Annotated in this window: 23 protein-coding genes and 3 pseudogenes; 5 read left to right on the top strand and 21 right to left on the bottom strand. The window is 64.9% G+C overall.

The window, feature by feature from the left end; all coding sequences use genetic code 11:
• Positions 1 to 35: 35 nt before the first annotated feature.
• The 5 genes from ACVIJ6_RS13430 to ACVIJ6_RS13450 all read right to left on the bottom strand — a co-directional run bounded on the left by ACVIJ6_RS13430 (position 36) and on the right by ACVIJ6_RS13450 (position 1717).
• Entirely contained in the window at positions 36 to 314 is a 279-nt protein-coding gene (locus tag ACVIJ6_RS13430) for a DNA -binding domain-containing protein (protein WP_012047181.1), read from the bottom strand.
• Positions 315 to 362: 48 nt separating this feature from the next.
• Complete coding sequence (locus ACVIJ6_RS13435; RefSeq protein WP_168073742.1) at positions 363 to 641, bottom strand: helix-turn-helix domain-containing protein; 279 nt, start codon at positions 639 to 641, stop codon at positions 363 to 365.
• Positions 642 to 835: 194 nt separating this feature from the next.
• The gene (locus ACVIJ6_RS13440) at positions 836 to 1225 is read right to left on the bottom strand and encodes a response regulator (RefSeq protein ID WP_168073740.1); all 390 of its coding nucleotides are present in this window, start codon (positions 1223 to 1225) and stop codon (positions 836 to 838) included.
• Positions 1222 to 1497: a response regulator gene (locus tag ACVIJ6_RS13445; protein WP_456773089.1), complete on the bottom strand. Its 276-nt coding sequence runs from the start codon at positions 1495 to 1497 to the stop codon at positions 1222 to 1224. The genes ACVIJ6_RS13440 and ACVIJ6_RS13445 overlap by 4 nt, the downstream gene beginning before the upstream one ends.
• A gap of 58 nt (positions 1498 to 1555) precedes the next feature.
• Positions 1556 to 1717, bottom strand: a complete 162-nt coding sequence (locus ACVIJ6_RS13450) for a hypothetical protein (protein WP_456773090.1) — start codon at positions 1715 to 1717, stop codon at positions 1556 to 1558.
• 231 nt (positions 1718 to 1948) lie between these two features.
• Here ACVIJ6_RS13450 and ACVIJ6_RS13455 point away from each other — a divergent pair, with 231 nt between their 5' ends.
• Positions 1949 to 2290, top strand: a complete 342-nt coding sequence (locus ACVIJ6_RS13455; RefSeq protein WP_168073736.1) for a zf-TFIIB domain-containing protein — start codon at positions 1949 to 1951, stop codon at positions 2288 to 2290.
• A 90-nt stretch (positions 2291 to 2380) separates the two neighbouring features.
• Entirely contained in the window at positions 2381 to 3025 is a 645-nt protein-coding gene (locus ACVIJ6_RS13460; RefSeq protein ID WP_074551767.1) for a ZIP family metal transporter, read from the top strand.
• Here the strand turns inward: ACVIJ6_RS13460 and ACVIJ6_RS13465 are convergent.
• Positions 3025 to 3444: pseudogene (locus ACVIJ6_RS13465) on the bottom strand (MerR family transcriptional regulator); the annotation flags it as partial. The gene ACVIJ6_RS13460 and the pseudogene ACVIJ6_RS13465 sit on opposite strands and share 1 nt — an antisense overlap.
• Before the next feature lie 207 nt (positions 3445 to 3651).
• Here ACVIJ6_RS13465 and ACVIJ6_RS13470 point away from each other — a divergent pair.
• Positions 3652 to 5949: a heavy metal translocating P-type ATPase gene (locus ACVIJ6_RS13470; RefSeq protein WP_168073734.1), complete on the top strand. Its 2298-nt coding sequence runs from the start codon at positions 3652 to 3654 to the stop codon at positions 5947 to 5949.
• 70 nt (positions 5950 to 6019) lie between these two features.
• Here ACVIJ6_RS13470 and ACVIJ6_RS13475 read toward each other — a convergent pair whose 3' ends face one another.
• Together ACVIJ6_RS13475 and ACVIJ6_RS13480 are read right to left on the bottom strand one after the other, a co-directional pair.
• A complete protein-coding gene (locus ACVIJ6_RS13475; protein ID WP_041751086.1) occupies positions 6020 to 6340 on the bottom strand; it encodes a DUF736 domain-containing protein in 321 nt (106 codons plus the stop codon).
• A 546-nt stretch (positions 6341 to 6886) separates the two neighbouring features.
• A complete protein-coding gene (locus ACVIJ6_RS13480) occupies positions 6887 to 7369 on the bottom strand; it encodes a hypothetical protein (RefSeq protein WP_074551672.1) in 483 nt (160 codons plus the stop codon).
• Positions 7370 to 7538: 169 nt separating this feature from the next.
• On the opposite strand from ACVIJ6_RS13480, the gene ACVIJ6_RS13485 reads away from it, so the two are divergent.
• Positions 7539 to 8105 carry a flavin reductase family protein gene (locus tag ACVIJ6_RS13485; RefSeq protein WP_168073732.1) on the top strand — a complete coding sequence of 189 codons (567 nt, stop codon included), beginning with the start codon at positions 7539 to 7541 and terminating at the stop codon, positions 8103 to 8105.
• Positions 8106 to 8123: 18 nt separating this feature from the next.
• Here the strand turns inward: ACVIJ6_RS13485 and ACVIJ6_RS13490 are convergent, their stop codons facing one another.
• Positions 8124 to 9062, bottom strand: a complete 939-nt coding sequence (locus ACVIJ6_RS13490; protein ID WP_168073782.1) for a DUF2493 domain-containing protein — start codon at positions 9060 to 9062, stop codon at positions 8124 to 8126.
• A 310-nt stretch (positions 9063 to 9372) separates the two neighbouring features.
• Positions 9373 to 10248, bottom strand: coding sequence for a DUF7146 domain-containing protein (locus ACVIJ6_RS13495; RefSeq protein WP_456773091.1), 876 nt, complete (start codon positions 10246 to 10248; stop codon positions 9373 to 9375).
• 135 nt (positions 10249 to 10383) lie between these two features.
• On the opposite strand from ACVIJ6_RS13495, the gene ACVIJ6_RS13500 reads away from it, so the two are divergent.
• Positions 10384 to 11439, top strand: coding sequence for a DUF7146 domain-containing protein (locus tag ACVIJ6_RS13500; RefSeq protein ID WP_456773092.1), 1056 nt, complete (start codon positions 10384 to 10386; stop codon positions 11437 to 11439).
• Positions 11440 to 11464: 25 nt separating this feature from the next.
• Here ACVIJ6_RS13500 and ACVIJ6_RS13505 read toward each other — a convergent pair whose 3' ends face one another.
• The 11 genes and pseudogenes from ACVIJ6_RS13505 to ACVIJ6_RS13555 form a co-directional block, all read right to left on the bottom strand.
• Positions 11465 to 12460: a tyrosine-type recombinase/integrase gene (locus ACVIJ6_RS13505; protein WP_456773093.1), complete on the bottom strand. Its 996-nt coding sequence runs from the start codon at positions 12458 to 12460 to the stop codon at positions 11465 to 11467.
• Complete coding sequence (locus ACVIJ6_RS13510) at positions 12453 to 13403, bottom strand: tyrosine-type recombinase/integrase (protein ID WP_456773094.1); 951 nt, start codon at positions 13401 to 13403, stop codon at positions 12453 to 12455. The genes ACVIJ6_RS13505 and ACVIJ6_RS13510 overlap by 8 nt, the downstream gene beginning before the upstream one ends.
• Positions 13400 to 14647, bottom strand: a complete 1248-nt coding sequence (locus ACVIJ6_RS13515) for a tyrosine-type recombinase/integrase (RefSeq protein WP_456773095.1) — start codon at positions 14645 to 14647, stop codon at positions 13400 to 13402. Before ACVIJ6_RS13515 ends, ACVIJ6_RS13510 begins: the two co-directional genes overlap by 4 nt.
• Positions 14648 to 14743: 96 nt before the next feature.
• A complete protein-coding gene (locus ACVIJ6_RS13520) occupies positions 14744 to 15817 on the bottom strand; it encodes a DUF7146 domain-containing protein (RefSeq protein ID WP_456773096.1) in 1074 nt (357 codons plus the stop codon).
• Positions 15818 to 15924: 107 nt separating this feature from the next.
• Positions 15925 to 16116 (bottom strand): annotated as a pseudogene (locus ACVIJ6_RS13525) (DNA primase); the annotation flags it as partial.
• Positions 16116 to 20433: pseudogene (locus ACVIJ6_RS13530) on the bottom strand (strawberry notch-like NTP hydrolase domain-containing protein). The pseudogenes ACVIJ6_RS13530 and ACVIJ6_RS13525, both read right to left, overlap by 1 nt.
• A 98-nt stretch (positions 20434 to 20531) precedes the next feature.
• Positions 20532 to 20828 carry a DUF4326 domain-containing protein gene (locus tag ACVIJ6_RS13535; RefSeq protein ID WP_206677302.1) on the bottom strand — a complete coding sequence of 99 codons (297 nt, stop codon included), beginning with the start codon at positions 20826 to 20828 and terminating at the stop codon, positions 20532 to 20534.
• Positions 20829 to 20975: 147 nt separating this feature from the next.
• Positions 20976 to 21218 (bottom strand): DUF6117 family protein, encoded by a 243-nt coding sequence (locus ACVIJ6_RS13540; RefSeq protein WP_012047167.1) that lies wholly within the window; start codon positions 21216 to 21218, stop codon positions 20976 to 20978.
• Positions 21215 to 21640, bottom strand: coding sequence for a hypothetical protein (locus tag ACVIJ6_RS13545; protein WP_168073726.1), 426 nt, complete (start codon positions 21638 to 21640; stop codon positions 21215 to 21217). Before ACVIJ6_RS13545 ends, ACVIJ6_RS13540 begins: the two co-directional genes overlap by 4 nt.
• A 101-nt stretch (positions 21641 to 21741) precedes the next feature.
• Complete coding sequence (locus tag ACVIJ6_RS13550) at positions 21742 to 23877, bottom strand: ParB/RepB/Spo0J family partition protein (RefSeq protein ID WP_168073724.1); 2136 nt, start codon at positions 23875 to 23877, stop codon at positions 21742 to 21744.
• Positions 23878 to 24041: 164 nt separating this feature from the next.
• Complete coding sequence (locus ACVIJ6_RS13555; RefSeq protein ID WP_168073722.1) at positions 24042 to 25112, bottom strand: DMT family transporter; 1071 nt, start codon at positions 25110 to 25112, stop codon at positions 24042 to 24044.
• Positions 25113 to 25140 lie beyond the last annotated feature (28 nt).

Consider the following 25140-nt stretch of genomic DNA (forward strand, 5'->3'; position numbering starts at 1 on the left):
CAGCGCGTGTTGCGCGGTCTGCACGGAACTATTTTCTAGTGCGGCGCTCCACCATAGAGAAGATGGCGGTAACCCTTCTCCGTCATCCATCGTGCGCGGGCGAGATGCGTCTCCCAGGCGCGGCGTGCGCGATCGGGTTCCGTCGCCGGGTCGATGCGCAACACGAGCTTTGCGACCTCTTGCCAGTCGGCGCCATCGGAGTCGGCATCAAGCAGACGGAGATATGTCACGAGGTGGCGCTCGTCATAGCCGGTCAGGATTGCGGCTGTCGGCGCGATATCATCCACTGCTGGATCCCGGGGTGGCGACTGCATCAAAGCTCCTCGACGACACGGTTTCTTAAACGTTAACACATGCTGGTTTCAACGTTTCAAGTTTGCCGACCTTCGTCCTGGAGCCGTTGCAGGCTTTGCTTCGTGAAGCAGCATGATTCCGCGGCCACGGTCGGATTCGACAAAAAGAATCCCCGCCGCCTCCAGCGCGCGGCGAACTTGGTCCCGCGTGCTCTCGTGCGTCGGGAGCCCGCGTTCGGACTCCAGACGTTTGAGGGCGGTCAACGCCACCAGGGCTTTTTCGGCGAGCATCTCTTGCGTCCAATTCAGCAAGGCTCGCGCCGCCCGCACTTGTCGGCCGGTGATCATTCATGATCACCTCCGACAGACGATCTGCGCGCACCAGAAAAACGACTATAATAGTCGTTCTGGGTCGTCGCAACGGTGCGCCGAGGCCATATTTGGCCTCAGTAGCGGGTGGGCGGGGTGCAGGGTGATTCGGGTCAGGCCGGGACGGTTGTGAGATGCTCGGGGGCGATCCGACGCATCGCCTAGCACGGCTGTCAGGTCTGGTCGCCGCGGTTTTTGGCAGCCAGAAGACGCTGGATACGGTCCAGCACGAGGCGGTGATCATAAGGTTTTGATATGGCCGGTCCGTCCTGACAAAGATCCGCAGCTTTCTCGACAGAGCCCGTAATCGTTCCGGCGAGGATTACGCGTGGACCTGGGGCGCGATCGCGTATCCAATGCGCGAGAGCGAATCCGCTTTGGTCTTCAGCGCCGACATCGATAAGCACGACGTCAATGGGACGAGCCGTGTTGTTCAATACCTCTTTGGCTTCTACAGAATTGGTGGCTTCCAGCACTTGATAACCGCACTCGCGGAGATATTCGGCGAGCGGTGTGCGGACCAGGACGTCGCTGTCGACAATAAGGATGCGTGTGTCGCTCACGCGGACGTTCCCGGCGGCGCGACGCCCAAAGTTACAAAAACCAATGCCACTGTCTGTGCGATGTCATATGGCTTCGCGATGAAGCGCCCGGGCATCGTCTCGCTGTTCAAGTGATCGTTTCCGGACGTGAGGATCACTGGGACGGTCGGAAAATCTGCGCGGACTCGCTCGGCGAGCTGCAGGCCGTTGAGGGAGCCAGGCATCTGGATATCGGAGAACATAAGATCGACCTTGCCGCCGGCCACGAGAGTCGGCGGCAATAACCTCTTCACGACGACTGGGCTTCAAGCTGTCGTCGCCCAAGGGGCCGGGACGGCATCTCCGTCGATGTCATCTGCGGTGGTAATCGAGCGCCTGGTCAGCGGAGTTGGCCTCGATGACGGCGCAGCCTGCTGTGCGCAACTCGTCGGCGATGAGTGCGCGCACAAGGACTTCATCCTCGACAACGAGCACATGAGGTTTCTCGCGATCCAACGCCGGCTCAGGCAACACTTTGATGCCCTCCTATTGAGCGAAAACGGAGGGCTTGCTGTGGCGTTCCTTGCGAAGACGATAATAGTTGCTTTTTTCGGCGACTGTGGTGGTCGTCGGCGGAATTGGGTGAGACCGGGATTAGGGGGCGCCGGTGCGGTGCGAGGTTTCCTGCTGAGAACCTCTTGCTCCTCTAGTCACTAGAGGATTTAGGGTCTCCTTCCAGCTTGGTGAAGGAAGGAGTTCTTTGCGATGGAGCGAACCGAAGGCAATGGCATGTTGTGCCCCGTCTGCCGTGTCGATCTCGTGATCAGCGAACGGCAGAACATCGAGATCGACTACTGCCCGAAATGCCGCGGGGTATGGTTGGACCGTGGTGAGCTTGACAAGATCATTGAGCGGAGCACGGCCGAGACCTCTCAGGTTTCCCAGCAGAGGTCTTCCGCACCGCCTTCGTCCTCAGAGGCACCGAGCGCGCCGGGGCCGTGGGGCGGATATGATCAGCACGGCGGTCATGGTGGCCACGGGTCACGTGATGGCCACGGCAGCCGCGGTGGTCACGGACGCGGCTTCCTCGGTCGGCTATTCGACTGACGCCAACAACAACAAGAGCAACGAACAAACAATAAGGTGCTTGGGGTGGCCTCAGCTTGGCAATTCACCTTGATCCCGGCTGCGGCCGCAATGATCGGCGCCGTGATTGCGGTGAACGCGCGGCCGAAAGCAACTTTGGTCAGCGCGATCCAACATTTTGCTGCCGGCGTTGTATTCGCGGCGGCGGCTGGCGAGATCCTGCCCGATGTCATGCATCGAGGCTCGCCCTGGGCGACGGCGATCGGTGGCGCGATCGGCGTCGTCACAATGCTGCTGGTAAAACAGTTGGAAGAGTGGGCGAAAGGGCCAGCGGGCCTGTTGACGGCAATTGCCGTCGATATTCTGATCGACGGTCTGGTGCTTGGGATCGGATTCGCGGCGAGCCCAAAAGTTGGCATTCTGTTGACGATTGCCTTGACGATCGAGATTCTGTTTCTCGGCCTTACTGTGGCGACGGAGCTCGGAGAGAGTGTTCGCTCCAAAGCCAGAATCGTCGGAATAACGGCCGGGCTGATCATCCTGCTGCCTGTCGGCGCTTTACTCGGGGCTCCGGTCGCGTTGCTGCCCGGCCCGATTCTGACCGGTTTCTTTGCATTCGGACTGGTCGCTCTTCTCTACCTTGTGACCGAGGAATTGCTGATCGAAGCTCATGAAACGCCCGATCGGCCGTGGGTGACAGCGATGTTCTTCTTCGGCTTCTTGGCGCTTTTGCTTGTTGAGGAGGCGATCGGCTGATTGTGCGGGTGCATGCACTGGCCATGGTCAGCTAGCACCTCGATGACACGACACTCCGCCAAGCGTCCGTGACTGCAACCTTCGATCATCACCTCAAGCTCGGCCTTGAGCGCGCCTAGGCTCGCAATGCGCTGCTCGACCTCGACAAGGCGGGCTTTCGCGATTGCATCCGCCGTCGCGCAAGACTGATTGGGCTGATCCTGCAAGGTCAGCAAGGTCCGTATCGCTGGGATCTCGAACCCCAATTCGCGAGCGTGGCGAATGAACATCAGCCGGTGAAGATCGCGCGTATCGTACGTGCGACGATTGCCTTCGGTTCGGGGTGGGGCCGGCAGCAAGTCGATCTGCTCGTAATAGCGGATCGTCGGTACTTTCACGCCGCTGTGTCTGGCTGCCTCGCCGATGGAGATGTGGCGCACGACGGTCACTCCTCTAGTCACTAGAGGAATTGGCGATTGCGCACGAAAAATCAAGGGCTGCCAGTGGTGAGCTCTTTCTCGGCGGGCTCTGCCCAGCCGCGAGATCGACAGCGCGCCGTGCGCATTTTCTATCCCGCAGCGGATCTTTGCCCTTGCTCCTCTAGCGACTAGAGGACGTAGCGCTATGGCTGAATCGAGGATTTGGTCATGACGAAGCATTCGCAACAGAGCCGCTATCGGGTCGATGGCATGGACTGCGCTTCATGTGCGGCAAAGATCGACACGGCGGTGCGTCGCGTGCCGGGTGTCGAAGATGTCTCCGTGTCGGCCACCGCCGGCACGATGACCGTGCGCCACGGTGACGATGAGGCAGTTGGTCCGGCGATCACGAAGACGCTGACCGGACTGGGATACAAGCTCAGACTGCTGACAGAACATTCGATCGGCGACGGCGGACCGAAGGCGGTCGAGGCCTGTGGTTGCCAAGGTCGCAGCGGCCCGGACGCTCACGCGCATGACGATGCCCGAAAGAGCGAGGGTCCTGACCATCGTCATCACAACGGGCAGAACGACGGCAAGGCGTCTAGCGCCGAACTGCACGGTCACGACCATGGTCCGACAAACGGCCCATGGTGGCGGAGCGGGAAAGGACGGCTCACGATTGCCAGCGGCATCGCGCTGGTCGCGGCCTACGCGATAGGCAAGTTGGTTCCAGGATTTGAACCCTGGATATTCACGGCGGCGATGCTGGTTGGGCTCGTGCCGATCGCCCGGCGCGCCATCATGGCGGCTATCGCCGGCACCCCTTTCTCGATCGAGATGCTGATGACGATTGCCGCCGTCGGCGCCGTCGCCATAAGCGCAAGCGAAGAAGCGGCAACTGTCGTCTTTCTCTTTCTGATCGGCGAACTGCTCGAAGGGGTCGCGGCGGGCCGAGCGCGCGCCAGCATTCAATCGCTGACCGCGTTGTTGCCGAAGACCGCTTTGCTCGAAGAGGGAGGCAAGACGCGTGAGGTCCCGGCCGAGGACCTCATAGTCGATTCCTTGATCCTCGTGCGGCCCGGCGACCGCATTCCTGCGGACGGCTTGATCGTATCGGGTGAAAGCGCGATCGATGAGGCGCCCGTCACCGGCGAAAGCACGCCCGTCCGTAAGGGCGTAGACGCTATCGTCTTCGCTGGCACCGTTAATGGCGAGGCGGCGCTGCGCATCCGCGTGACGGCCGCCGCTGCCGACAACACCATCGCCCGCGTTGTGAAGCTGGTCGAGGAAGCGCAGGAGAGCAAGGCTCCAACCGAGCGCTTCATCGACCGGTTTTCGCGCTACTATACGCCAGGCGTCGTCGTGGTCGCCGCTTTGGTCGCCGTCATACCGCCGCTGCTGTTTGGCGGCGCCTGGAGCGAATGGATCTACAAGGGCCTTGCCATCCTGCTGATCGGATGTCCGTGCGCGCTGGTGATCTCGACCCCGGCGGCGATCGCAGCGTCGTTGTCGGCCGGTGCCCGGCGCGGCTTGTTGTTGAAGGGCGGCGCCGTTCTGGAAAAGATCGGAACGATTACCGCCGCCGCCTTCGACAAGACTGGCACGTTGACAGAAGGCAAGCCGCAAGTGACCGACATTGTCGGCTTCGGCCGGCCGGAGGCAGAGGTGCTGAGGCTCGCCGCGGCGCTTGAAACCGGCTCAAACCATCCGCTCGCTAGGGCGATTCTGGAGCGCGCGGCGAGTGATAATGCTGCCGTGCCCCAGATCACCGACGCCAAGGCGATCGGTGGAAAGGGGATCACCGGGACGGTCGACGGCAGCGAGGTGTTCTTCGGCTCACCGCACGCAGCGGGCGATCGCACGGCGCTTACGCCCGATCAGATCGCGCGGATCGCTGCCTTCAACGACGACGGAAAGACCGTATCGGTGTTGCTCGCCGATGGACAGGTTGCCGGCGCCATCGCGATGCGGGACGAACCGCGTGTCGACGCCAAGGCCGGTCTGAAAGCGCTGGCTGATGCGGGAATCAAGACCGTGATGCTGACAGGAGATAATCGGCGAACCGCGGACGCGATCGGCAAGCAGCTCGGTATCGAGGTGCACGCCGAATTGCTGCCGCAAGACAAGCAGCGTGTCGTCGGCGAGTTGAAACGCCAAGGCTTCTCAGTGATCAAGGTCGGCGATGGCATCAATGATGCGCCGGCTCTCGCCGCGGCGGATGTCGGCATCGCCATGGGCGGCAGCGCGGACGTGGCTCTCGAAACGGCCGATGCTGCCGTCCTTCACGGACGGGTGGGGGACGTCTTCGCGATGATCGCCCTATCGAAGCGAACCATGGCCAACATTCGACAGAACATCGCGATCGCGCTCGGACTAAAGGCGGTATTCCTTGTAACGACCGTCGTCGGCATCACGGGGCTTTGGCCTGCAATCCTCGCCGATACGGGGGCGACGGTGCTTGTGACCATGAACGCGTTGCGCCTGCTCAAGGTCGGGCAAGTTCAGGGTTCCAGAGTTTTGTAAGAGGCCGCCGTCTAATGCTTGCGCGTGCGAACCCCGCCCGGCGCGGCCGGGCGGGGTTGCTGCGAAGGCCTCAGTCGCCGTTCTTGCGGGGCCGCGACCAGATGAGGGTGTAGCCGTCGGCCTCTTCGTCATCGAACAGGTTCGCGTAGATCGGAGCGTTGAAGGAAGGGTCGTCGAGCTTGAGCGAGAGGTAGTCGCGGCCTTCTTCGGAGCGCTTCGACCACGCTGCCCCGATCTCGGCCCGGCCCACATAGACGCGGTGGCTGGGGGCGTTCTCGTTGGAGCGGTTGGTCTCGGCGACGATCCGGACGCCTTTCGTCTGCAAGCTCAGGGTGACGATCTCGCCCTGGAAGTCGCTGCCGACCTTCTTGAAAGAACCGATGTTAGCCATGTCACTTCTCCTTGCTGGTTTCGAGCCCGCGACCACCGCGGCCTCGATGGCGATCGACAGGCCGGGGACGATCGACGACGCACCCGCTCGCGGGCCGGAGCGCAGCGGAGGATGACGGCGGTGAGACTTTCTTGCCTCGCGAGGAATGGGCTTTAGCCCAGGGGAAGAAAGTCGAGCCGACGGCGTTGCGGCTCAGGCGATCGAGGCGCAGCCGGTCTTCGGCCAGATCAGGCCATCACGAGGCCAGGTGCGTCCGTGCTCTGAACAGCATCCTCAGGAGGAGACGTGGCGGATATCGGTTCTCTTGCACAAGATGTCGGCGAGTTCAGGCGTAGAGAAAGAAGCCATGGCGTAGAAAAAGGCGGGATCGATTGCCGGGGACTCGCCGCGAATGAACGCCTTCATCCGTCTTTATGTGAGTGCCGGGAGATCGGTGCTGCGGGCTCTGCGCTTCGATAGGCCGGGGCCGTCCTCGTTTCTCAACCGAGACCCGATGGCGCTGGACCGTGCTTCGCGAACCTGTTCGATGACGAAGAGGCCGGCCTCTCAGCCTTCCCGTGTTGCGGCCGTAAGAACCGGCTGCGGCTCATCCGCATTTGCCCCGCCCGGTCGCAGCGGAAGGGGTTCGGCCAACACCGTCATGCGCGCCCAAGCTGTGCAGCCGATGATGATGGCGCCAACCCAAGCGAAGGTCTCCCGCCAGAACAGCGATGGCATGCCGATCTGCGAGAGCCCCAGCACGGCGTGGTAGCCGGCGATCGCGGCCGGGATGGCGAAGGCCGCTGCAATGGCCGCGCGCAGGGGGATCGGCTTGACGAGCGCAAAAGCGACCTGGCCGACGCCCAGCGTCAACGCGCCCACGACGATGCCGATAAGGAGGGCGCCGAGGACGCCCGCGCCGCTGTGGAAGGCGGCCATGCCGGCGGTGAGGCCGACGAAGAAGGGCAGCGCATAAACCGCAAGGGCGAAGATCAGCCAGCAGAACAGGCCGATCCCAAAAATGCTGAGAATGAGTCCGATGACGAGCATGGCGGCGTCTCCGTGACAAAGCGTGTGACGGTCGCGCCTTCCACCACCACCACGGCGCGATCCGAACTATAACGAAAATTGGCCTCGAATGGGAGAGGAAACCCGTCCCACCAGACATCGGCGGTGTCCGCGACCGTGCCAGGGGCCTGACCCGACCGCAGGAGGAACGATGGTGAGACGCTCAGAAAAGCTTGATTTTCCGGTCTCTCAGGTTCGGCGCTACCTTGAGCCTGGGCCAATCGTGATGGTGTCGTCAGCGCTGGATGACAGGCGAAACATCATGACGATGGGGTGGCACACGATGATGGAGTTTACACCGTCACTCATCGGTTGCGTCATCGCCGGCGCAAACTACAGCTTTGACCTAGTCTGCAAGAGCCGTGAGTGCGTGATCAATCTCCCGACCACGACGTTGATCGACACCGTGGTCGGCGTTGGCAACACGACGGGCGCTGAGGTCGATAAATTCGAGAGGTTCGGGCTCACGGCGCAATCGGCAACGCGCGTGAAGGCGCCGCTGATTGTCGAGTGTCACGCAAATTTTGAATGCCGTCTTGTCGATGATGCGCTGGTCGACAAATATAATTTCTTCGTTTTCGAAGTGGTGAAGGCGCATGTCGCCAAGTCGCCAAGGCATCCGGAGACGCTGCATTACACCGGCGATGGGGTATTCATGGTTGCCGGCAAGATCATCAGCCGGCGCCGGCTGTTTCGGCCGGAGCTGCTCGATACATGATGCTGTAAGTGGCGGCGCTTACGCGCCGCCTTCGTCGTGCTTCCAGACCGGAATGCCGAGCTTGCGTGCCTTGTCGGCGAGGTTGTCCTGGATGCCGGTGCCCGGGAAGTGCAGGACGCCGATCGGCAGGACCGCCAGCATCGCGTCGTTGCGCTTGAACGGAGCGGCCTTCGCGTGCTTCGTCCAGTCCGGCTTGAAGGCGATCTGCGGCACGTTGCGATTGCTCGCCCATTTGGCGGCGATGAGCTCCGCGCCTTTCGGCGACCCGCCATGCAGCAACACCATGTCGGGATGCTTGGCGTGGACCTTGTCGAGTCGATCCCAGATCATGCGATGGTCGTTGAAGTCGAGCCCGCCGGTGAGCGCGATCTTCGGACCAGGCGGCAGCATGACCTCGGTCTCGGCCCGACGCTTCGCAGCCAGAAAGTCGCGGCTGTCGATCATCGCTGCGGTGAGCGCGCGATGATTGATCAGCGATCCTGACCGGGGACGCCACGGTGAGCCGGTATGGGCCTCGAAATGTTCGGCGGCCTGGTCGCGAAAGAGCTCCATGCTGTTGCGGCGCTCGGTCAGCGTGATGCCCTCGGCCGTCAGGCGTTCTAGCTCGACCGATTTCACTTCCGAGCCGTTCTGCTCGCGCTGGCTGCGCCGCTGCGCCTGTTCGTTATCGTCGAGTTCGCGCTCGATGCGATCGACGGCGCGGTGGAAGAGATTGACCGTTGACCAGAGCAGATCCTCAAGGTCCGGCTCAAGGCGCGTCTCACCCAGAGTCGAGATCAGGGCGTCGAAGATGTCGACGACGGCGCCGGCCACGACATTGCCTTCGGGAAGCGGCCTCGGGTCGGGTTCGCCCTGGAAGGGACGGTAGCCGTAGAGCTGAAGCTCGTTGAGGACGTGATCGGTCGGGGATGAGCTGTGCGGCGGTTCGAAGTCGATGTCGTCATGGTCGGTCGTCATGGTGAGGTCCTTTGCCGGATCGGCCGCGCCCATCGCGGCCTTCGTGGCGATCACTGGACCGGGAGCGGAACGGGCTTGCACCGCGGCGCCCTCGCGCCGCGGCCGAAGCGCAGCGGAGGACCGAAGGGGCCGGCTATTTTGTCTCGCGCTGTAAAGGCGGCTTCGCCGCCGACGGAAAATAGTCGGCCCTCGAGGTTGCTGGACCGAGGCGCTTCTGGTCCGATCGCCCTCTAGAAGGCCAGGGTGCGGACTCTTTCCGGCTCGCGGGGCCTTACCAGACCAACCATGGCGACACGCGAACCGTCGCCCTTCATCCCGTCTCGGCGGCGTCAACGTGCATGAAGCGCGCGACGTCCTGCGGGATAAGTTCGATCCGCAAGGCTGCTGCCAGCACGTCGACGCCGATGCCGCGCAGATCCTCGTTGAAGTCGCCCCGCCTCGGGGTCCAGGTGATCGCCTCGACCCCGGCCGAGCGGGCCCGCTCGGTCAACGCGATCGCGGCCCCGTCGCCGGCCGCATCGTTGTCGCGAGCGATATAGAGCCGGCGCAGCGTCGGCGGAAGCAACAAGGCGGCGAGGTGATTGGCCGAGAGCGCAGCGGCCATCGGCAAGGTCGGCAACACGCAGCGCAGCGACAGCATGGTCTCAATGCCTTCGCCGGCCGCGAGCACATCGTCGGCCACGCCGAAGCGCACCGCGTTGCCGAGAAGGTCGCCCATTGCGCGCCGCGGCGTGTCGATCGGCGCCTTGCCGAGACGGACGAGATCGAAGCCCTCGGGATTGAGCCAGGTGCGGTGCGCGCCGGTGATGCGCCCATCAAGGTCGGTGACACGCGCGATCATCGCTGGCCAGATTTCGGTCGGCGAGTAATCATCCGGGCGATAGTAGCAATGCGGGTGGAATCGCAATGCGCCGGCTTCGTGCAAAGGCGTGATGTCGCGATTACGGAGATACGTCTCTGCGAGTGTGCACATCACCGGCTGCGACATCGCAAAGAGCCGTCGTGCGGCCTCCGGCGAGCCAGTCTGCGCAGGCGGTCTTGCCGAGTTTGGCGAAGGCTCCGGTTCGCTGCGCGGCAGGCTTAAGAAGCGGCGCGCTTCATCGGCAACATCGTAGAAGTCGACGAGGCCGCAGCTCTCGCGGATGATGTCGAGGAGATCGCCATGTTCGCCTGTCGCGGCATCCACCTTATGTGCAGTTGAACATAAGGTGGATTATGTTGCGCCGCGGGTTATGTTGAGTCCTGGTGCTGGGTGGCTGTTTTGGGCGAGATCGCCGGCTTCTTCGCAACATAACCTCCGCACACCGGGGAGGGTCGCGTGATGCTCGGCGACGCTTCCGAGCTGGCGCGGCGCCTCGCGCGGGATGCCGAGGCCGTCTGCCGGCGCTATCTGTCCAATGGTCGACGCCGGGGCCGGTACTGGACGGTGGGCGATGTTCGCAACACGCCGGGCCGATCGATGTTCGTGCGGCTGAGCGGGCCGGACTCCGGCCCCGGTGCCGCCGGGCGGTGGACCGATGCCGCCTCGACCGAGCACGGCGATCTGCTCGATGTCATCCGCGAGAGCTGCGGGCTGGTGGAGTTCCGCGATGTCGCCGATGAGGCGCGGCGCTTCCTGTCGCTGCCCCGCGCCGAACCGATGGCTACGCCAAGACCGCCAGTTCCGACCGGCTCGCCCGAGGCCGCTCGACGCCTCTGGGCCATCACGAAGCCGCTCGCCGGCACCGTGGCCGAGACGTACCTGCGCACCCGAGGGATCACGGACCTGACGGGATGTGAGGCCCTCCGCTTCCATCCGCATTGCTGGCATCGCGGCGACGATGACGACCCTCGCGATCGGGCTCGGGACGCCTGGCCCGCGTTGATCGCTGTGGTCACGGCGCTCGACGGTGCCACCACCGGTGCGCACCGCACCTGGCTCGATCCGGCGTCGGCCTGCAAAGCGCCGGTCTCGACGCCCCGCCGCGCCATGGGCCTGCTGCTCGGCAACGCCGTTCGGTTCGGCCGTGGGGTCGACGTCATGATGGCGGGAGAAGGGCTGGAAACGGTCCTCTCGCTTCGGCAGGTCATGCCCTCGATGCCGGCGGCGGCCGCGCTGTCAGCGAGCCACCTCGCTGCGCTCGAACTGCCCGCCGGTCTACGACGGCTCTACATCGCGCAGGACAACGATCCCGCGGGACGCCGTGCAGTGGAGGTCCTGGCCGACCGTGCGCGCGCCGCAGGCGTCGAGGCGCTGACGCTCGTGCCTGCGCTGGACGACTTCAACGAGGATCTGCAAGCGCTCGGCCTTGATGCCGTCCGCGCAACAGAGCGCAAGCAACTCGCCCATGAAGACGCGATTCGCTTCATGCGCCCGAGGACAGTCAGAACAGGGTGACCGAAGCCGGCACCCCGTCTCCGACTCACAAGGCCTTCAGGAAGGCCATGAGATCCTTGTCCTCCTTCCATGAGCGAGCGGGTCGTGGCTGCCCCACCTCACACAACGCGACAGCGTTGGCCTTCAGCGTCAGGTCGATCTCGGCATAGATGTTGGTCGTACTGATCGACACGTGTCCGAGCCAGGCGCGGATGGTGTTGATGTCTACGCCGGCGAGGACCAGGTGGCAGGCAGTCGTGTGCCGGATCACGTGCGGGGTTATCTTCCGATCGGCCAGTTCCGAGACTTGCGCCGCACAACGTTCGATCAGGCGATAGACCCCGAAGCGGGTAAATGGCGTCCTGAGCCGGCTGACGAACACGGAGTCTTCGTCCGCACGCCCGATAATCTCGTCCGCCAGAACGCGCTCGGTTTCCGGCCACAGCGGGCACTGGCGCGTCCTGCCACCCTTGCCGTGCAGGGTGGCGAGATCGTGCGCGCCATTGCGCGACCCGATCTGCAGATCGCGCACCTTCAGCTGTGTGGCTTCGGAGACTCTTGCGCCGGTATTGTAGAGGAAGAGCAGAAGCGCGTACTCGCTCTGGCCGCGCCGGGTCTTGCGGTCGGGCGTCGCCAGCATCGCCTCCATCTCCGCCCTGGTCAGCCATCCGACCGGCGGCGGCATCGACCTCTTCGACGCAATGGCCCGGATGTGACCGCACCATTCCACATGGGTCGGATCCCGGCTGCCGACAAAGCGCGCGAACGCCCGTATGGCCGCAAGCCGTTGATTGCGGGTCCGGGCGGAGCAACCTCGATCCGTTTCGAGATGGGTGAGGAACTGCAGCACGTGTCCGGACGTCAGGTCCCACACGGCCAGCCTGTCCACGGGCTTGCGCACTTTCCGGCTGATGAAGGGAAGCAGCAGGCTGAACGTGTCGCGGTAGCTCTTGCGGGTGTTTCGGGCGAGATTGCGCTCGGTGACGATATGCTCGGTGAGGAACCGGCGGAGCCATGGGCCGAGGGATGGGAGGTCAGCCATGCTGACCTCCCTGCGCGTAGCGCGCAAACCGCTGCGACGCTTGCTCCAGCAGCTCCGGCGTCATGGACAAATAGACCTTCGTGCCTTCCAGATCGGCATGACCGAGATAGGTGGAGAGCACCGGTAGCAGTCGTTGCACATCGGCGCCCTGCCGATACCAGTTCGTCAGGCGATGGACGGCGAAGCTATGCCGAAGGTCGTGCAGCCGCGGGACCTTGCGGCCGCCCGCCGCGCGACCGACCCCGGCGACGCGCCGCAACGTGTCGAACGCGGCTTGCACGGTGCTGCTGGCGAGCCGCGTCCCGTCCTGGTTCGCAAAGAGCAACGCGTTGCGGTCGTCTACAAGCCCGGCTCGCTGGCGCAGGGACACATGGCTGTCGAGCAACGCTGCAAGTTGGGGGCCGACCGGGACCAGCCGGCTCTTGTAGAACTTCGTGGCCCGGATGGTCAGGACGGCGTTCGCCAGATCGATGTCGGCCAGCATGAGGCGGGTCGCCTCCCCGAAGCGCAACCCCGCCCCGTACAAGAGGAGAAGGAGGGTGCGGAACGTCACCGCATTCAACTGGACCGCGCCACGCCGGCTTGCTTCCACAGCTGCAGGATCGAAGAGGCGTGCAAGCTCATCGCGCGAGTAGATGTAGGGCGGTGCACGGACCGGCGATCTCGGCGCATCGTCCGGAATCGGCAAGTGGGTGGCGTGGCCGCGGCTGATCGCATGACGCCAGAAGCCGGCAAGCGCATAGTACCTGTTCTCGCGGTGACGCGTCGGCGGGCCGTCGCTCGCCAGGTAGGCCAGGACCTGCGCCGTGGTGACCGCGTCGCAGGCGGCGTCGCCATCGGCATGGTCAAGGAAGCGGCGCAGGAGGTTCGCCCCAGTCGTGAACTTCGCGCCGTGAGCCCGTCGCCAGAACACATAGCGTTCGATCGCCTCGCGCAGGGTCATGCCAGGCCCTCCAGGTCGAGAGCCGCCACCTCGCGAAGCGCGGCGAGGTCGACCTTGGCGTAGATCGTGGTGGAGGACGGATCGCGGTGGCCGAGGAAGTCCCCTATCACCTTCATCGGCGTGCCCTGATCCAGGAGATGCTGGGCTGCGGCATGCCGCAAGGCGTGGGGCCCGCGCCGGCCGGCGACGACGCCGATGCCCGCCAGCCGGTCGCGGACCATCTTGCCCAAGGCCTTTCGGTCGAGCGGCCGGATGGGCGCGCGCGTCGTGAAGAAGAGACTGCGCCCGAAGCCGGACGGTCGTGCTTCGCGAATGTAGCGCAGGATGGCATGGCCCACGCCCTGTGACAGCGGCCATAGATGGGTCCGGCCCGGTTTCGGGCAGCGGACCCGAAGCATGGAGTTTTCCCAGTCCAGATCGTCCAGCCGCAGCCCGCCGACCTCTCCGGTCCGAAGCCCGTATCCGACGAACAGCATCAGGATCGCCCGGTCGCGCTTGTCGACCGGGCGATCACCCCCAACCGACGCCAGCAAGCGCACGACATCCTTGCGCGGCAACCCCTTCGGCACGGTCTCGTCGGCCATGAAGCGGGGGGCCACGATGCCGGTGGCAAGGCCCGCTTGACACCAGCCGCGCATTTCGGCGAACCGGAAGAACGCCCTCAGACGCTGCGCATAATCGTGCCTCGTCCGGCGACCCCAGGCGCTTCGCCCGTGCTCTGCCGCTACGGCATCGTCGATGTCGGTGATGTCGACAGCGCGCAGCCGCACGCCTTTGGTGGTCAACTGGCCGAAGAAGTGGTCGGCCGCCTTGCAGTAGCTTTGCACGGTCGCATCGGAGAGACCGCGCTCCTCACGTAGCCATCGTGCGTAGGCGTCGACCTCGGCGTCATGTGGGTGGCGGCCTTCATCGCACTCGTCGAGCCAGCCCAGAAAGGCGAGCCATCGAACACCGTGGCTGACGAAGAGGTCGCGCGCCTTGGGCAACGCGGCTCGAGCGCACCGACGTCCCCTTGGCTGCGCCCACAGCACACCGGCAGCCTTGATCCGCGACCGGCTCACTCGGTCGCCATCTCTGAGGTCCAGAAGGCGCACCAGGCTCAGTTGGGCGTTGGCGCACTTTCGTAGGGTCGATTGTCTCGCGCCGGTCGCCTTGAGATGAACGAGGTATCGTTCCCGCTGCTCCATGAGCGGCGCTGCGCGATACCTCACGGCGGTGCGGGCTAAGAAGATGTCGTCGAACATTTTGACCTCCATGTTGCTGGAGGCGCAAGCTTGCCGACCGAGCAGGGCGGCGGAAGCTATGTTGATCGCACGCGAGTGCCTATCGTCCGGCGCGCGCTAGGCGGTCTGTTCCTCGACACCTCGACGCCAAGCCGGCCGCTTCAAGTAGCGAAGGCGGTCCTTGCGGATGAGTTGATCCGCGATTGCCTTTCGGACGGCATCAAGGCCGAGCGCTTGCAGATCCTCGTTGAAGTCGTCCAGCGCAGGCACGAGCGTCAGCGCCTCGACGCCTGCGGCGCGCGCACGGTCGGCCAGGACCTCCACTGCACGGCGTCCCGCGGGATCGTTGTCCTGCGCGATGTAGAGCCGTCGTAGACCGGCGGGCAGTTCGAGCGCAGCGAGGTGGCTCGCTGACAGCGCGGCCGCCGCCGGCATCGAGGGCATGACCTGCCGAAGCGAGAGGACCGTTTCCAGCCCTTCTCCCGCCATCATGACGTCGACCCCACGGCCGAACCGAACGGCGTTGCCGAGCAGCAGGCCCATGGCGCGGCGGGGCGTCGAGACCGGCGCTTTGCAGGCCGACGCCGGATCGAGCCAGGTGCGGTGCGCACCGGTGGTGGCACCGTCGAGCGCCGTGACCACAGCGATCAACGCGGGCCAGGCGTCCCGAGCCCGATCGCGAGGGTCGTCATCGTCGCCGCGATGCCAGCAATGCGGATGGAAGCGGAGGGCCTCACATCCCGTCAGGTCCGTGATCCCTCGGGTGCGCAGGTACGTCTCGGCCACGGTGCCGGCGAGCGGCTTCGTGATGGCCCAGAGGCGTCGAGCGGCCTCGGGCGAGCCGGTCGGAACTGGCGGTCTTGGCGTAGCCATCGGTTCGGCGCGGGGCAGCGACAGGAAGCGCCGCGCCTCATCGGCGACATCGCGGAACTCCACCAGCCCGCAGCTCTCGCGGATGACATCGAGCAGATCGCCGTGCTCGGTCGAGGCGGCATCGGTCCACCGCCCGGCGGCACCGGGGCCGGAGTCCGGCCCGCTCAGCCGCACGAACATCGATCGGCCCGGCGTGTTGCGAACATCGCCCACCGTCCAGTACCGGCCCCGGCGTCGACCATTGGACAGATAGCGCCGGCAGACGGCCTCGGCATCCCGCGCGAGGCGCCGCGCCAGCTCGGAAGCGTCGCCGAGCATCACGCGACCCTCCCCGGTGTGCGGAGGTTATGTTGCGAAGAAGCCGGCGATCTCGCCCAAAACAGCCACCCAGCACCGGGACTCAACATAACCCGCGGCGCAACATAATCGGTCCATTTGCCGGCCGGTCCTTTCGTTGACTCCTTCAACCGAACGAACATGGATCGACCGGGTGTGTTGCGGGCATCGCCTACCTGCCAATAACGACCTTCGCGGCGGCCATTGGAGAGATAGTGACGGCACACCGCCTCCGCGTCGCGCGCGAGCCGGCGTGCCAGGTCGGAAGCGTCGCGCGGCATCACGCGGCCTCCCGTTCGCCGACGTGCTCGACGGGATAGCGATCGAGCACGCGGTTGAGTGTTTCGACGCCGCTCGCATCGGTCGGCACGAACATGCGCAGCTTCCAGGAAATGATCTCGTGAAAGAGGCCATAGGTTTTCAGCCGGTCGCGCATCGTGTCGTCGAATCCCGATAGTTCGATGCGGTTGGAGCCCATGACGCGAACACGCCGAAGCTGGAGGCCCTCGGCGAGGTCGAGGACGGTTCGCCCCTCCATCAGCGCGCCGAACGCCATGTCAGGCGTCAGGGTCGGCGCGTCGGCCGCCAGCGCGTTCGCCGCCCAGGCGGCCGAAACCTTGCGGCCAATGATGCGCTCACCCGTATCGGTCTGGAGCCGGTAAACCCGGGTCGACTCGTTCGGCAGCCGCTTCCAGATCGGGAGGAGCAAGCCTGCCACCACATGGATGGTGCTGTCGGTGAAATCGGGAACTTCGCCGAGTTCGACGTGCCAAGCCTCCGCGAAGCGCTCACGGTTGGCCTCCATCCAATGGCTTTCCGCCATTGTCTTCAGCGGAAGGCTGTGATGCTCCATCGGCCGGATCAGCCGTACCCGCCGTTCGATCTCGCCGTCGTCGAGCATGAGGCTCGGCGCCGGGACCTGAACGGCGGCGCGTCCCGATCGCTCGTTGATCAAGAGCACCGCGCGCGGATCGGAGAGACGATCGAAGGCTTCCGCCAGCGTCACCGGAAGGTTGCGTCTGCGCTCGGTGATGGTGAGCAACCGCGTCTCGGCGCCGGTCGCGGGATGGCTGTAAATGACGCTTCGATCCGTGATGACGAAGCTCTCGGCGCGCAGCGTCTCGAGGCCCGCGTCATAGCTGCCGGATGCGATCGCCCCTTCGATGCGGGCGGTGAGCAACTGTTCGAACGCGGTGAAGAGGACGTTCTGCAGGTCGATGGTCAGCGCCAACAGACGATTGAGGAAGGTGGTAATCGGCGGCAGTTCGTCCTTGATGCCGTTCGCATCCATCAGCTTCAGACCCGTGGAATCCTCGAAGGTCTGAAGCGAGCAGCCTTCGACCTTGCCACGCGCCAGCAGCATGTAGAGCTGACGGAGCGCATCGCGGCCGTAATGACTTTCGAGATTGTCTTCAGGCCGGAACAGGTTCTGGCCGCCGGTCTGACGCTGTCCGCGCGTGATCGCTCCGAGCGTATCGAGACGGCGGGCGATCGTGCTCAGGAAACGCTTTTCGGCCTTCACATTGGTCGCGATCGGGCGGAAGAGCGGTGGCTGCGCCTGGTTGGTGCGGTTCGTGCGACCCAGGCCTTGGATGGCGGCGTCGGCCTTCCATCCGGGTTCGAGGAGGTAGTGAACCCTCAGCCGGCGGTTCCGCGCCGACAGTTCGGCGTGGTAGGAGCGCCCCGTGCCGCCGGCCTCGGAGAACACCAGAATGCGCTTGGCGTCGTCCATGAAGGCGGCGGTTTCTGCAAGGTTCGCCGAAGCCGCGCGGTTCTCGACCATCAGCCGATCGCCCTTGCGGATGACGCGGCGCGAGCGTCCTGTCACTTCGGCGACCATGTCCGTGCCAAAGCGCTGCACGATCTGATCGAGCGCGCCGGGCACAGGCGGCAACGAGGCGAGCTTCTCGATCAGCCGGTCGCGGCGGGTAACCGCTTCGCGGCATTCGACCGGCTGGCCGTCGCGAAAGACCGGCCGCGATGAGAGATTGCCTTCTGAGTCGGTGAAGGGCTCGTAGAGCTGCACCGGAAAGGAGTGGGCAAGATAGTCCAACACATACTCGCGCGGTGTGATGTCGACCTGGACGTCGCCCCAATCCTCAGTCGGGATCTCCGCGAGCCGGCGCTCCATCAGCGCTTCGCCGGTCGAGACGATCTGGACCACGGATGCGTGGCCGGCCTCGAGATCGCGCTCTATCGAGCGAACCAGCGAGGGCGTCTTCATCGAGGTGAGCAGGTGGCCGAAGAAGCGCTGCTTGGCCGACTCGAACGCCGAGCGCGCGGCGGATTTCGCCTGCGCGTTCAGCGTGCCGCTGTCACCAGTGATGTTGGCGGCCTGCATCGCGGCATCGAGGTTGTTGTGGATGATCGAGAAAGCGCCGGCATAGGCATCGTAGATGCGGATTTGCTCCGGCGTGAGCTCGTGTTCGATCAACTCGTATTCGACGCCCTCATAGGAGAGCGAACGGGCGGCATAGAGGCCGAGTGCGCGAAGATCGCGCGCCAGGACCTCCATCGCGGCGACACCACCGTCTTCGATCGCCTCGACAAACTCCGCGCGTGTCGCGAACGGAAAGTCCTCGCCGCCCCAGAGGCCAAGGCGCTGGGCATAAGCAAGATTGTGAACGGTGGTGGCGCCTGTCGCGGAGACGTAGACAACCCGCGCATTCGGCAGCGCGTGCTGCAGCCGTAGGCCGGCGCGCCCCTGCTGCGAGGGTGCCTGGTCGCCGCGTTCGCCCTTGCCGCCCGCGGCATTCTGCATGGCATGAGACTCGTCGAAAATGATCACTCCGTCGAAATCGGGCCCCAACCATTCGACGATCTGCCGGACACGCGAAAGCTTCTCGCCGCGCTCATCGGTGCGTAGCGTCGCGTAGGTCGTAAATAGGATGCCTTCTGCGAGGCGGATCGGCGTGCCCTGGCGGAATCGAGAGAGCGGCGTGACGAGCAGACGTTCCATGCCGAGCGCCGACCAGTCGCGCTGCGCATCCTCGATCAGCTTGTCGGACTTGCTGATCCACAGCGCATGCCGACGACCCTTCAGCCAGTTGTCGAGCAGGATGCCGGCGACTTGGCGGCCCTTGCCGGTGCCGGTGCCATCGCCGAGGAACCAGCCGCGACGGAAGCGTACGGCCGTCTCGGCGTCGTCGCGTGCGGCGGTGACGAGATCGAAGGTTTCGTCCACGGTCCATGCGCCGGCGAGGAAATCGCCGTGCGCTTCGCCGGCGTAAATGACGCTCTCGAGCTGCGCGTCGGATAGCAGGCCGCCCGTGACGAGGTTCACTGGAAGACGCGGCCTATAGGAGGGCTTCGATGGCGGCCGATTGCACGAGTTTGGTCGGATGCGCCTGCGAGCCGGGAATACGGATCGACTGCAATCCGTATTCTTCATAAAGCGCATCGGTGAGGCGGGCGCCCTCGGGCGGCGCCCATTCGAGGATCTCGTAGGAAAGCTCAACGCCTGCAGGTTCCGCAAGCGCGGCGGCCGGTTGCCGCGAGGCGGCGCGGGCGAGATAGCCGCGAACGCTGCGAGGCGTGGCGACGCCGACGGCGGTCGGCGCGGCGAGTGATCTGGCGACCGGGCGCCGCGGGGGAACATGCTTGGTGATCCAGCCGAGCAGCGTGGCGACGTCCGGCGCGATGCCGGCGGACGCCGGAAACTGAGCCGGATCGGACGCGGGCATCTTGTCGATGACCATCAGCCGCGTGTCGATTGTCGTGCCATGCTTCGCGTAGACTGCGCCGTCGACCGCCGCGGTGAAGACGACAGTGCCGCGCTCCTGCAGATGGACGAAGGCGTCGCGCCACGCCGGCGTTTCCGGGCCGAAGTTCGCGCCGGTGATCGCGACAAGCCGCCCGCCGTCGGCGAGACGTGCCAACGCCGAGGCCACATGGCGGTAGGCGGCATCTGCCATCCGGCCACTGACATTCGCCATCGCCGAGAATGGCGGGTTCATCAGGACGACGGTCGGATCGATCGTGGAGCCAAGATGATCGTCGATCTGCGCAGCATCGAACCGCGTCACGGGGACGGCCGGAAAGAGGGAGGAGAGCAACGCGGCGCGGGCCTCGGCCAACTCGTTGAGTGCGAGCGCGCCGCCGGCGATTTCCGCCAGAATGGCGAGAAGGCCGGTGCCTGCTGATGGTTCAAGCACGCGGTCGCCAGGTGTGATGGCGGCGGCACAGAGCGCGGCGAGGCCGAGCGGGATCGGCGTCGAGAATTGCTGGAGCGACTGGCTCTCCTCTGACCGCCGCGTATGGGTGGGAAGAAGGCTCACGAGCTTCACGAACTGCGGCAGCGCTGCCGATGCAGAACCGGCTTTACGGAAAATCAGCTTGCCGTATTTGCGCAGAAACAGGACGGATGCTGCCTCGCAGGCGTCATAGGCCGTCTTCCAGTCCCAGGCGCCGGACGCGTCGGAGCGGCCGAGGGCTTGCTCCATCGCCGCACGCAAAATGGCGGCGTCGACGCGCCGGCCTTGCTCAAGGTGGGGAAGAAGAAGCTGCGCGGCCTCGGCGAGGCGTGGCGCAGGAGCTACCGTGGGAGTGCACGGGATTGGCGCGGCCGTCGGCTCGGCCGCTGCGGAAGGATGCGACATGGGAAGGGACCTCGGGAGAGCTGGACACGGGCGAGCCGGCCGGCGCTCTCTCTGGTCCGCACCGGCTCAAACCCGTCCCGGCCACACTCTCCCTCTCGTCATCCCGCCGGCCTTGACGCCGCGCCACCACGCGATCCGCGCTTCGCGAGCCGCAGCAAGAGATCGCCGTGGCATGGTCGCGGCGCGCAGAAGCAGACGAGATCGCAGCCGCGAAGCTCGTCGAGCGCGCGTAGGAGATGATGCTGGTCTGCGAGCCAGCGCTCGTACTTCGCGATGACGGCGGCGCGGTCGCCGTCGGGGCCAATTCGGAAAGGATTGCCCCATTTCGAGCCGCGCCCGACATAGACGGCGCTCGCCGGCACGCCTGCGTGATGCTTGTTGAGAACCCTGCACATTGTCGACCGCCTCCTGATCTCCGTTGCGACGGGGCTGGCGACCGGGATGCGGTGAAGGCCTTGCGGTCACGCATCGCGTGCGATGCGGAAACGGCTTGCCCGTTGACCGACGGGCCGCCGCGTCCAGACAGGTCACGACGCGGGGTGTCAGGAGGCTGATTCGTCCGATAGGTTCTCAGACGGCGGCACATAGGCGTCGTAGGGATTGCCATCGGCCAGGTGGCCAAAGGGCGTGAACAGGAAATCCGCGCCATCGCGTCCGACGGCGCAGATGACGTAACGGGTCTCGCCGGTCGCTGCATCGGCACATTCCATGAGGGCGAGGTTGCCGTCTGCCGCAGCGTGGAGCAGCGTCTGAAAGTTGGCGCGCGCGTGATCGGGAATGCTCATCGCGCACCGCGCTTTCCGCGGCCCGGCGACAAAGTCCGCGCGAGCCAGCCGCGCGTGTCAGTCCATGCGATCGTTTCGCGGGTGGCGAGATCGAGACAATGGGCCCCGCCGCTGAAGGCGTCGATGCGGGGCCGGGAGCATGTGTTGGCCCATTGAAAACCCCAGCGACCCTTGAGATCGAAGATCTCCGCACAACGAAGGACGAAGGTGATGACTGTTTGTGGATCGCCCGTGACATCATCACGGATCCACAGCACGGCGCCGCCGTGTTCGGGCTGGATAGAGAGCAGAAAAGCATCCGAGGGCGGGTCTTCCCGGGCGTTCTCTTCCATCAGCGCATTATAGAGTTCGAGCGCGCGCGCCGCGTTGTCGGGCGTGCCGACATCGAACACGCATGAGAAGTGCGTGAAGAAATCAGCCATGATGGCCTCCTGAAACGAAATCGCCCAGCGCGATGGCCGGGCGGAGGGAATTCGATGGAGAGAAGTAAGCGGGGCGACTCATGCCGCCCCGCTCCTGGGCGTTACTCGGCGGCGATCACGACTGGCGCGTCGGTCTCGTCTTCGCTGGCGTTGTCTTCACCGTCGGCGAGAAAGGCGGGCAGTCCTTCCTCTTCGCCGCCGTTGGCGTCGGCATCGCCGATGTCGGCAGTCGTCGCTTCGGAAGACCGGAGCGGCTCGGGCAGCCAGCCGGTGCCGTTGAGCAGCCGTTCGGCCTCCTTCGCCATGTCCGCCTTCTTCAGATGGTCGATGAGCTGCGCCGACTGCTCGCCGTTCGCCTCGCGCACCGCTTCGAGGATACGAGGCTTGGTGACGCGGCCGAGATAATTCTCGACCGTTGGCCGCCAACCGGCGTCGACCATGTCGAGCCCGACGGCCCGTGCGAGGCGGTCAGCCTGGGCGAGACGATGTTGGACGCCGTGAACGGAGAGACCGGGACCGCCATAGCGATCGCCTTTCTCGTAGAGCGCGTTGACGCCGAAGGAGACGCAGTGCGCCAGCAGTGCGGCCCGGCTGGCGTCGTCCAGTGCGGCGAGCCAATCCCAGAGCGCGGCTTCATCCTTCGGCATGTCGGCCTTCCAGGCATCGTGCCGTTCGGTAACCGCCTTGGCGGACGGGCTCTCCTTGAGGTCGGCAGACTGGATCGAGAAGAACACGTGCCGCACCGACGCTTCGAGACAGTTGCCTGTCGCTGTGTGCTGGAAGGCGTCGAGGCAGAGTTTGTGCAGGAGCGCCGTCATCGCGACATGCGGATTGTTCGCCACGGCATCCCGCAGCGCCAGCGTGCGGTACGCGGTCAGTTCGCTGAGCAGCCGATCCGGCAACGGCTTAACGACGTCGTCCTCATCGTCTTCCGGCTCGGCCTGGCCGCCGATGGTGATGACGACACGCTGAACCGGCGACGTGTCGTTGTCGATCCCAACCTGCTCGAGATCGTCGCGGTGTTCCTGACCGGGCTCGACGACTGGAGCTTCATCCTCGGGGCGAACATAGCCACGATCGACCTGGAGCTGGCCGTCGTGAGCGATGCTGACAAACACCCCAGCCCGGGAGATGTCGGCCGGATCGAAGATGTGCGGTCGCGACTCGAACGCCTCAAGCGCGGTTTCGATCTCGCTGAGGCGCTGGTCGACCTCGTCGGGCAGTTCGTCGGCATCTTCGTATTGCGCCTGAAGCTGATCGAACTCGGTGCGCAGCGCTTCACGCGTGGCACGTTCGTCGTCGGTGAGATCGGCCGGTATGCCGTCGAGCTCGCGCAGGCCGTGGTCGTGACCGTAGGGGAAGTCCACTGCGACCTCGATCCATTTCCAGCCCTCGGTGGCGATACGTTCGGCGTCGGTCTTCAGTTTTTCGGCGACAAGGGTTTCGAGAAGCCCGATATTTTCAAGCCAGCCACCGTCGTCCTGCTGGAAGAGATCGCGCATGACGACACCGCCCGCGTTCTCGTAGGCGCCGATGCCGACGAACAGCACGCGGCGATCCGACGCGCGGACGGTTTTCTCCGTCAGCATGCGCCGGATCTGATAAGGCTCCTGGCTGTAGGACCGCTGGAGCGCGTCCCAGACCTGGAGCTGGCGCGCATGGTCCGTTGTCACGGTGAACGCCATGAGCTGCTCGAGCGACATGCCGTCCTCGGCATAGATGTCGAGAAGCTTCTCCGACACCGCGGCGATGCGCAGGCGCTGCTTGACGACATTGACGCCGACGAAATAGGCGGCCGCGATGTCTTCGTCGCATAGGCCCTTGTCGCGCAGGGTCTGGAAGGCGCGGAATTGATCGAGCGGGTGTAGCGGCACGCGCTGGACGTTCTCAGCTAGCGAGTCGTCCTCGGCGAGGATCTTGGTGGAGGGATCGCGGACCACGCAGGGCACGGGCGCGGTCTTGGTAAGGCGCTTCTGCTTGACGAGGAGCTGCAACGCCTGGAAGCGCCGGCCACCGGCAGGCACTTCGAACATACCTGTCTCGACGCCCTCCGCATCAAGAACCGGGCGGACATTGAGGCTCTGGAGCAGGCAGCCGCGACGGGCGATATCCGCCGCGAGATCCTCGATCGAGACGCCGGCCTTCACGCGCCGGACATTCGACTGGGAGAGGATGAGCTTGTTGAGGGGGATGTCGCGCGAGGACGACAGGGTGATCTTCTGAACGGCACTGGCCATCGGGACTTACTCCGCGACGGGCGCCGAAAGACTCTCTCTCGGCTTTCAACCCGCCGCGAAGACCGGCGCAGCCCTCTTCCTCTTATGGGTTTTCGGCCCGGACATCGCCGCAGCCTTCCCGGCCAGACCCAAGTCTCACCGCCGATGACTGTCGTCGGGAACAGTCATTTTGCCTCGACGTGCGTATGCCGATGATGCAGGTCGGGGTAGTGGGCGTGACCGTGCCGCAAGGGCGCGTGCCGATGCCAATGCGAATGCGGTTCTGTTACCAGACCGTCATGCTCATGTTGGTGGTGTTCGTCGTGCACGTGCACATGCTCGTGCGCTAGGGCATCGTGTAGATGCTCATGCTCATGCCGCTCCGCGAGATGAAGCCAGAGCCCCACCATCATCAGCATTCCGGCGGCGATCAATTGGATCGTCAAAGGCTCGCCTAGCAGCACCACGGCGATGATTGCCCCAATGAAAGGCGCCAGCGAGAAGTAGGCGCCGGTGCGTGCGGCTCCGAGGTTGCGAAGCGCAAGCATGAAAAGAACAAGGCTTACACCGACGCCGAGGAAGCCGACGGCGGCCGCGGCCGCGATCGTGGTCGGCGTCGGCAGATGCGCGCCAAGCACCATCGCCAAGGCGACGTTCGTACTGCCGGCCGCGATACCCTTGATGGCCGCCGTGATCACCGGATCGGCCGAAGACAGTTTGCGCGTCAGATTATTGTCGATGCCCCACGCTAGGCACGCGACGGCGATAAAGGCACCGCCCGCGTCGATGCGTACACCTGTTCCATTCCACGTGAGGATCGCCGCTCCCGCAAGGATGGCGAAGGCGCCCAGCATTAGCCGCCGATCCACGTTTTCCCGGAACACGACCCACGCGATCGCCATGGTCGCGAGTCCTTCCAAGTTTAGTAGTAGGGACCCGGAGGCGGCGGACGTACGCGCCAACCCCAACATCAAGAGGAGCGGTCCGGCTACCCCGCCGCATAGGACGACGGCCGCGAGCCAGGGGAGGTCATGGCGCCGTAGGGGCGCCTCCGGAACCGGTGCGCCGAAGGCTGCTCTGCTGGCGATGATGGCCACCAGACCGATGCCGGCCCCGAGATAGAGCAATCCGGCGAGGAGCTGCGGCGGCATCGAGCCGAGCAAGAGCTTCGCGAATGGCGCCGAGGCACCGAAGAGCACTGCCGATATGAGCGCCAGTGGCACGCCTGGCCAGAGGGGAGAGCGCGACTGTGTCATGGCGCAAGCTTAGCAGAATAGAGGTGTG

The organism is Bradyrhizobium sp. USDA 4369, from assembly GCF_054056435.1.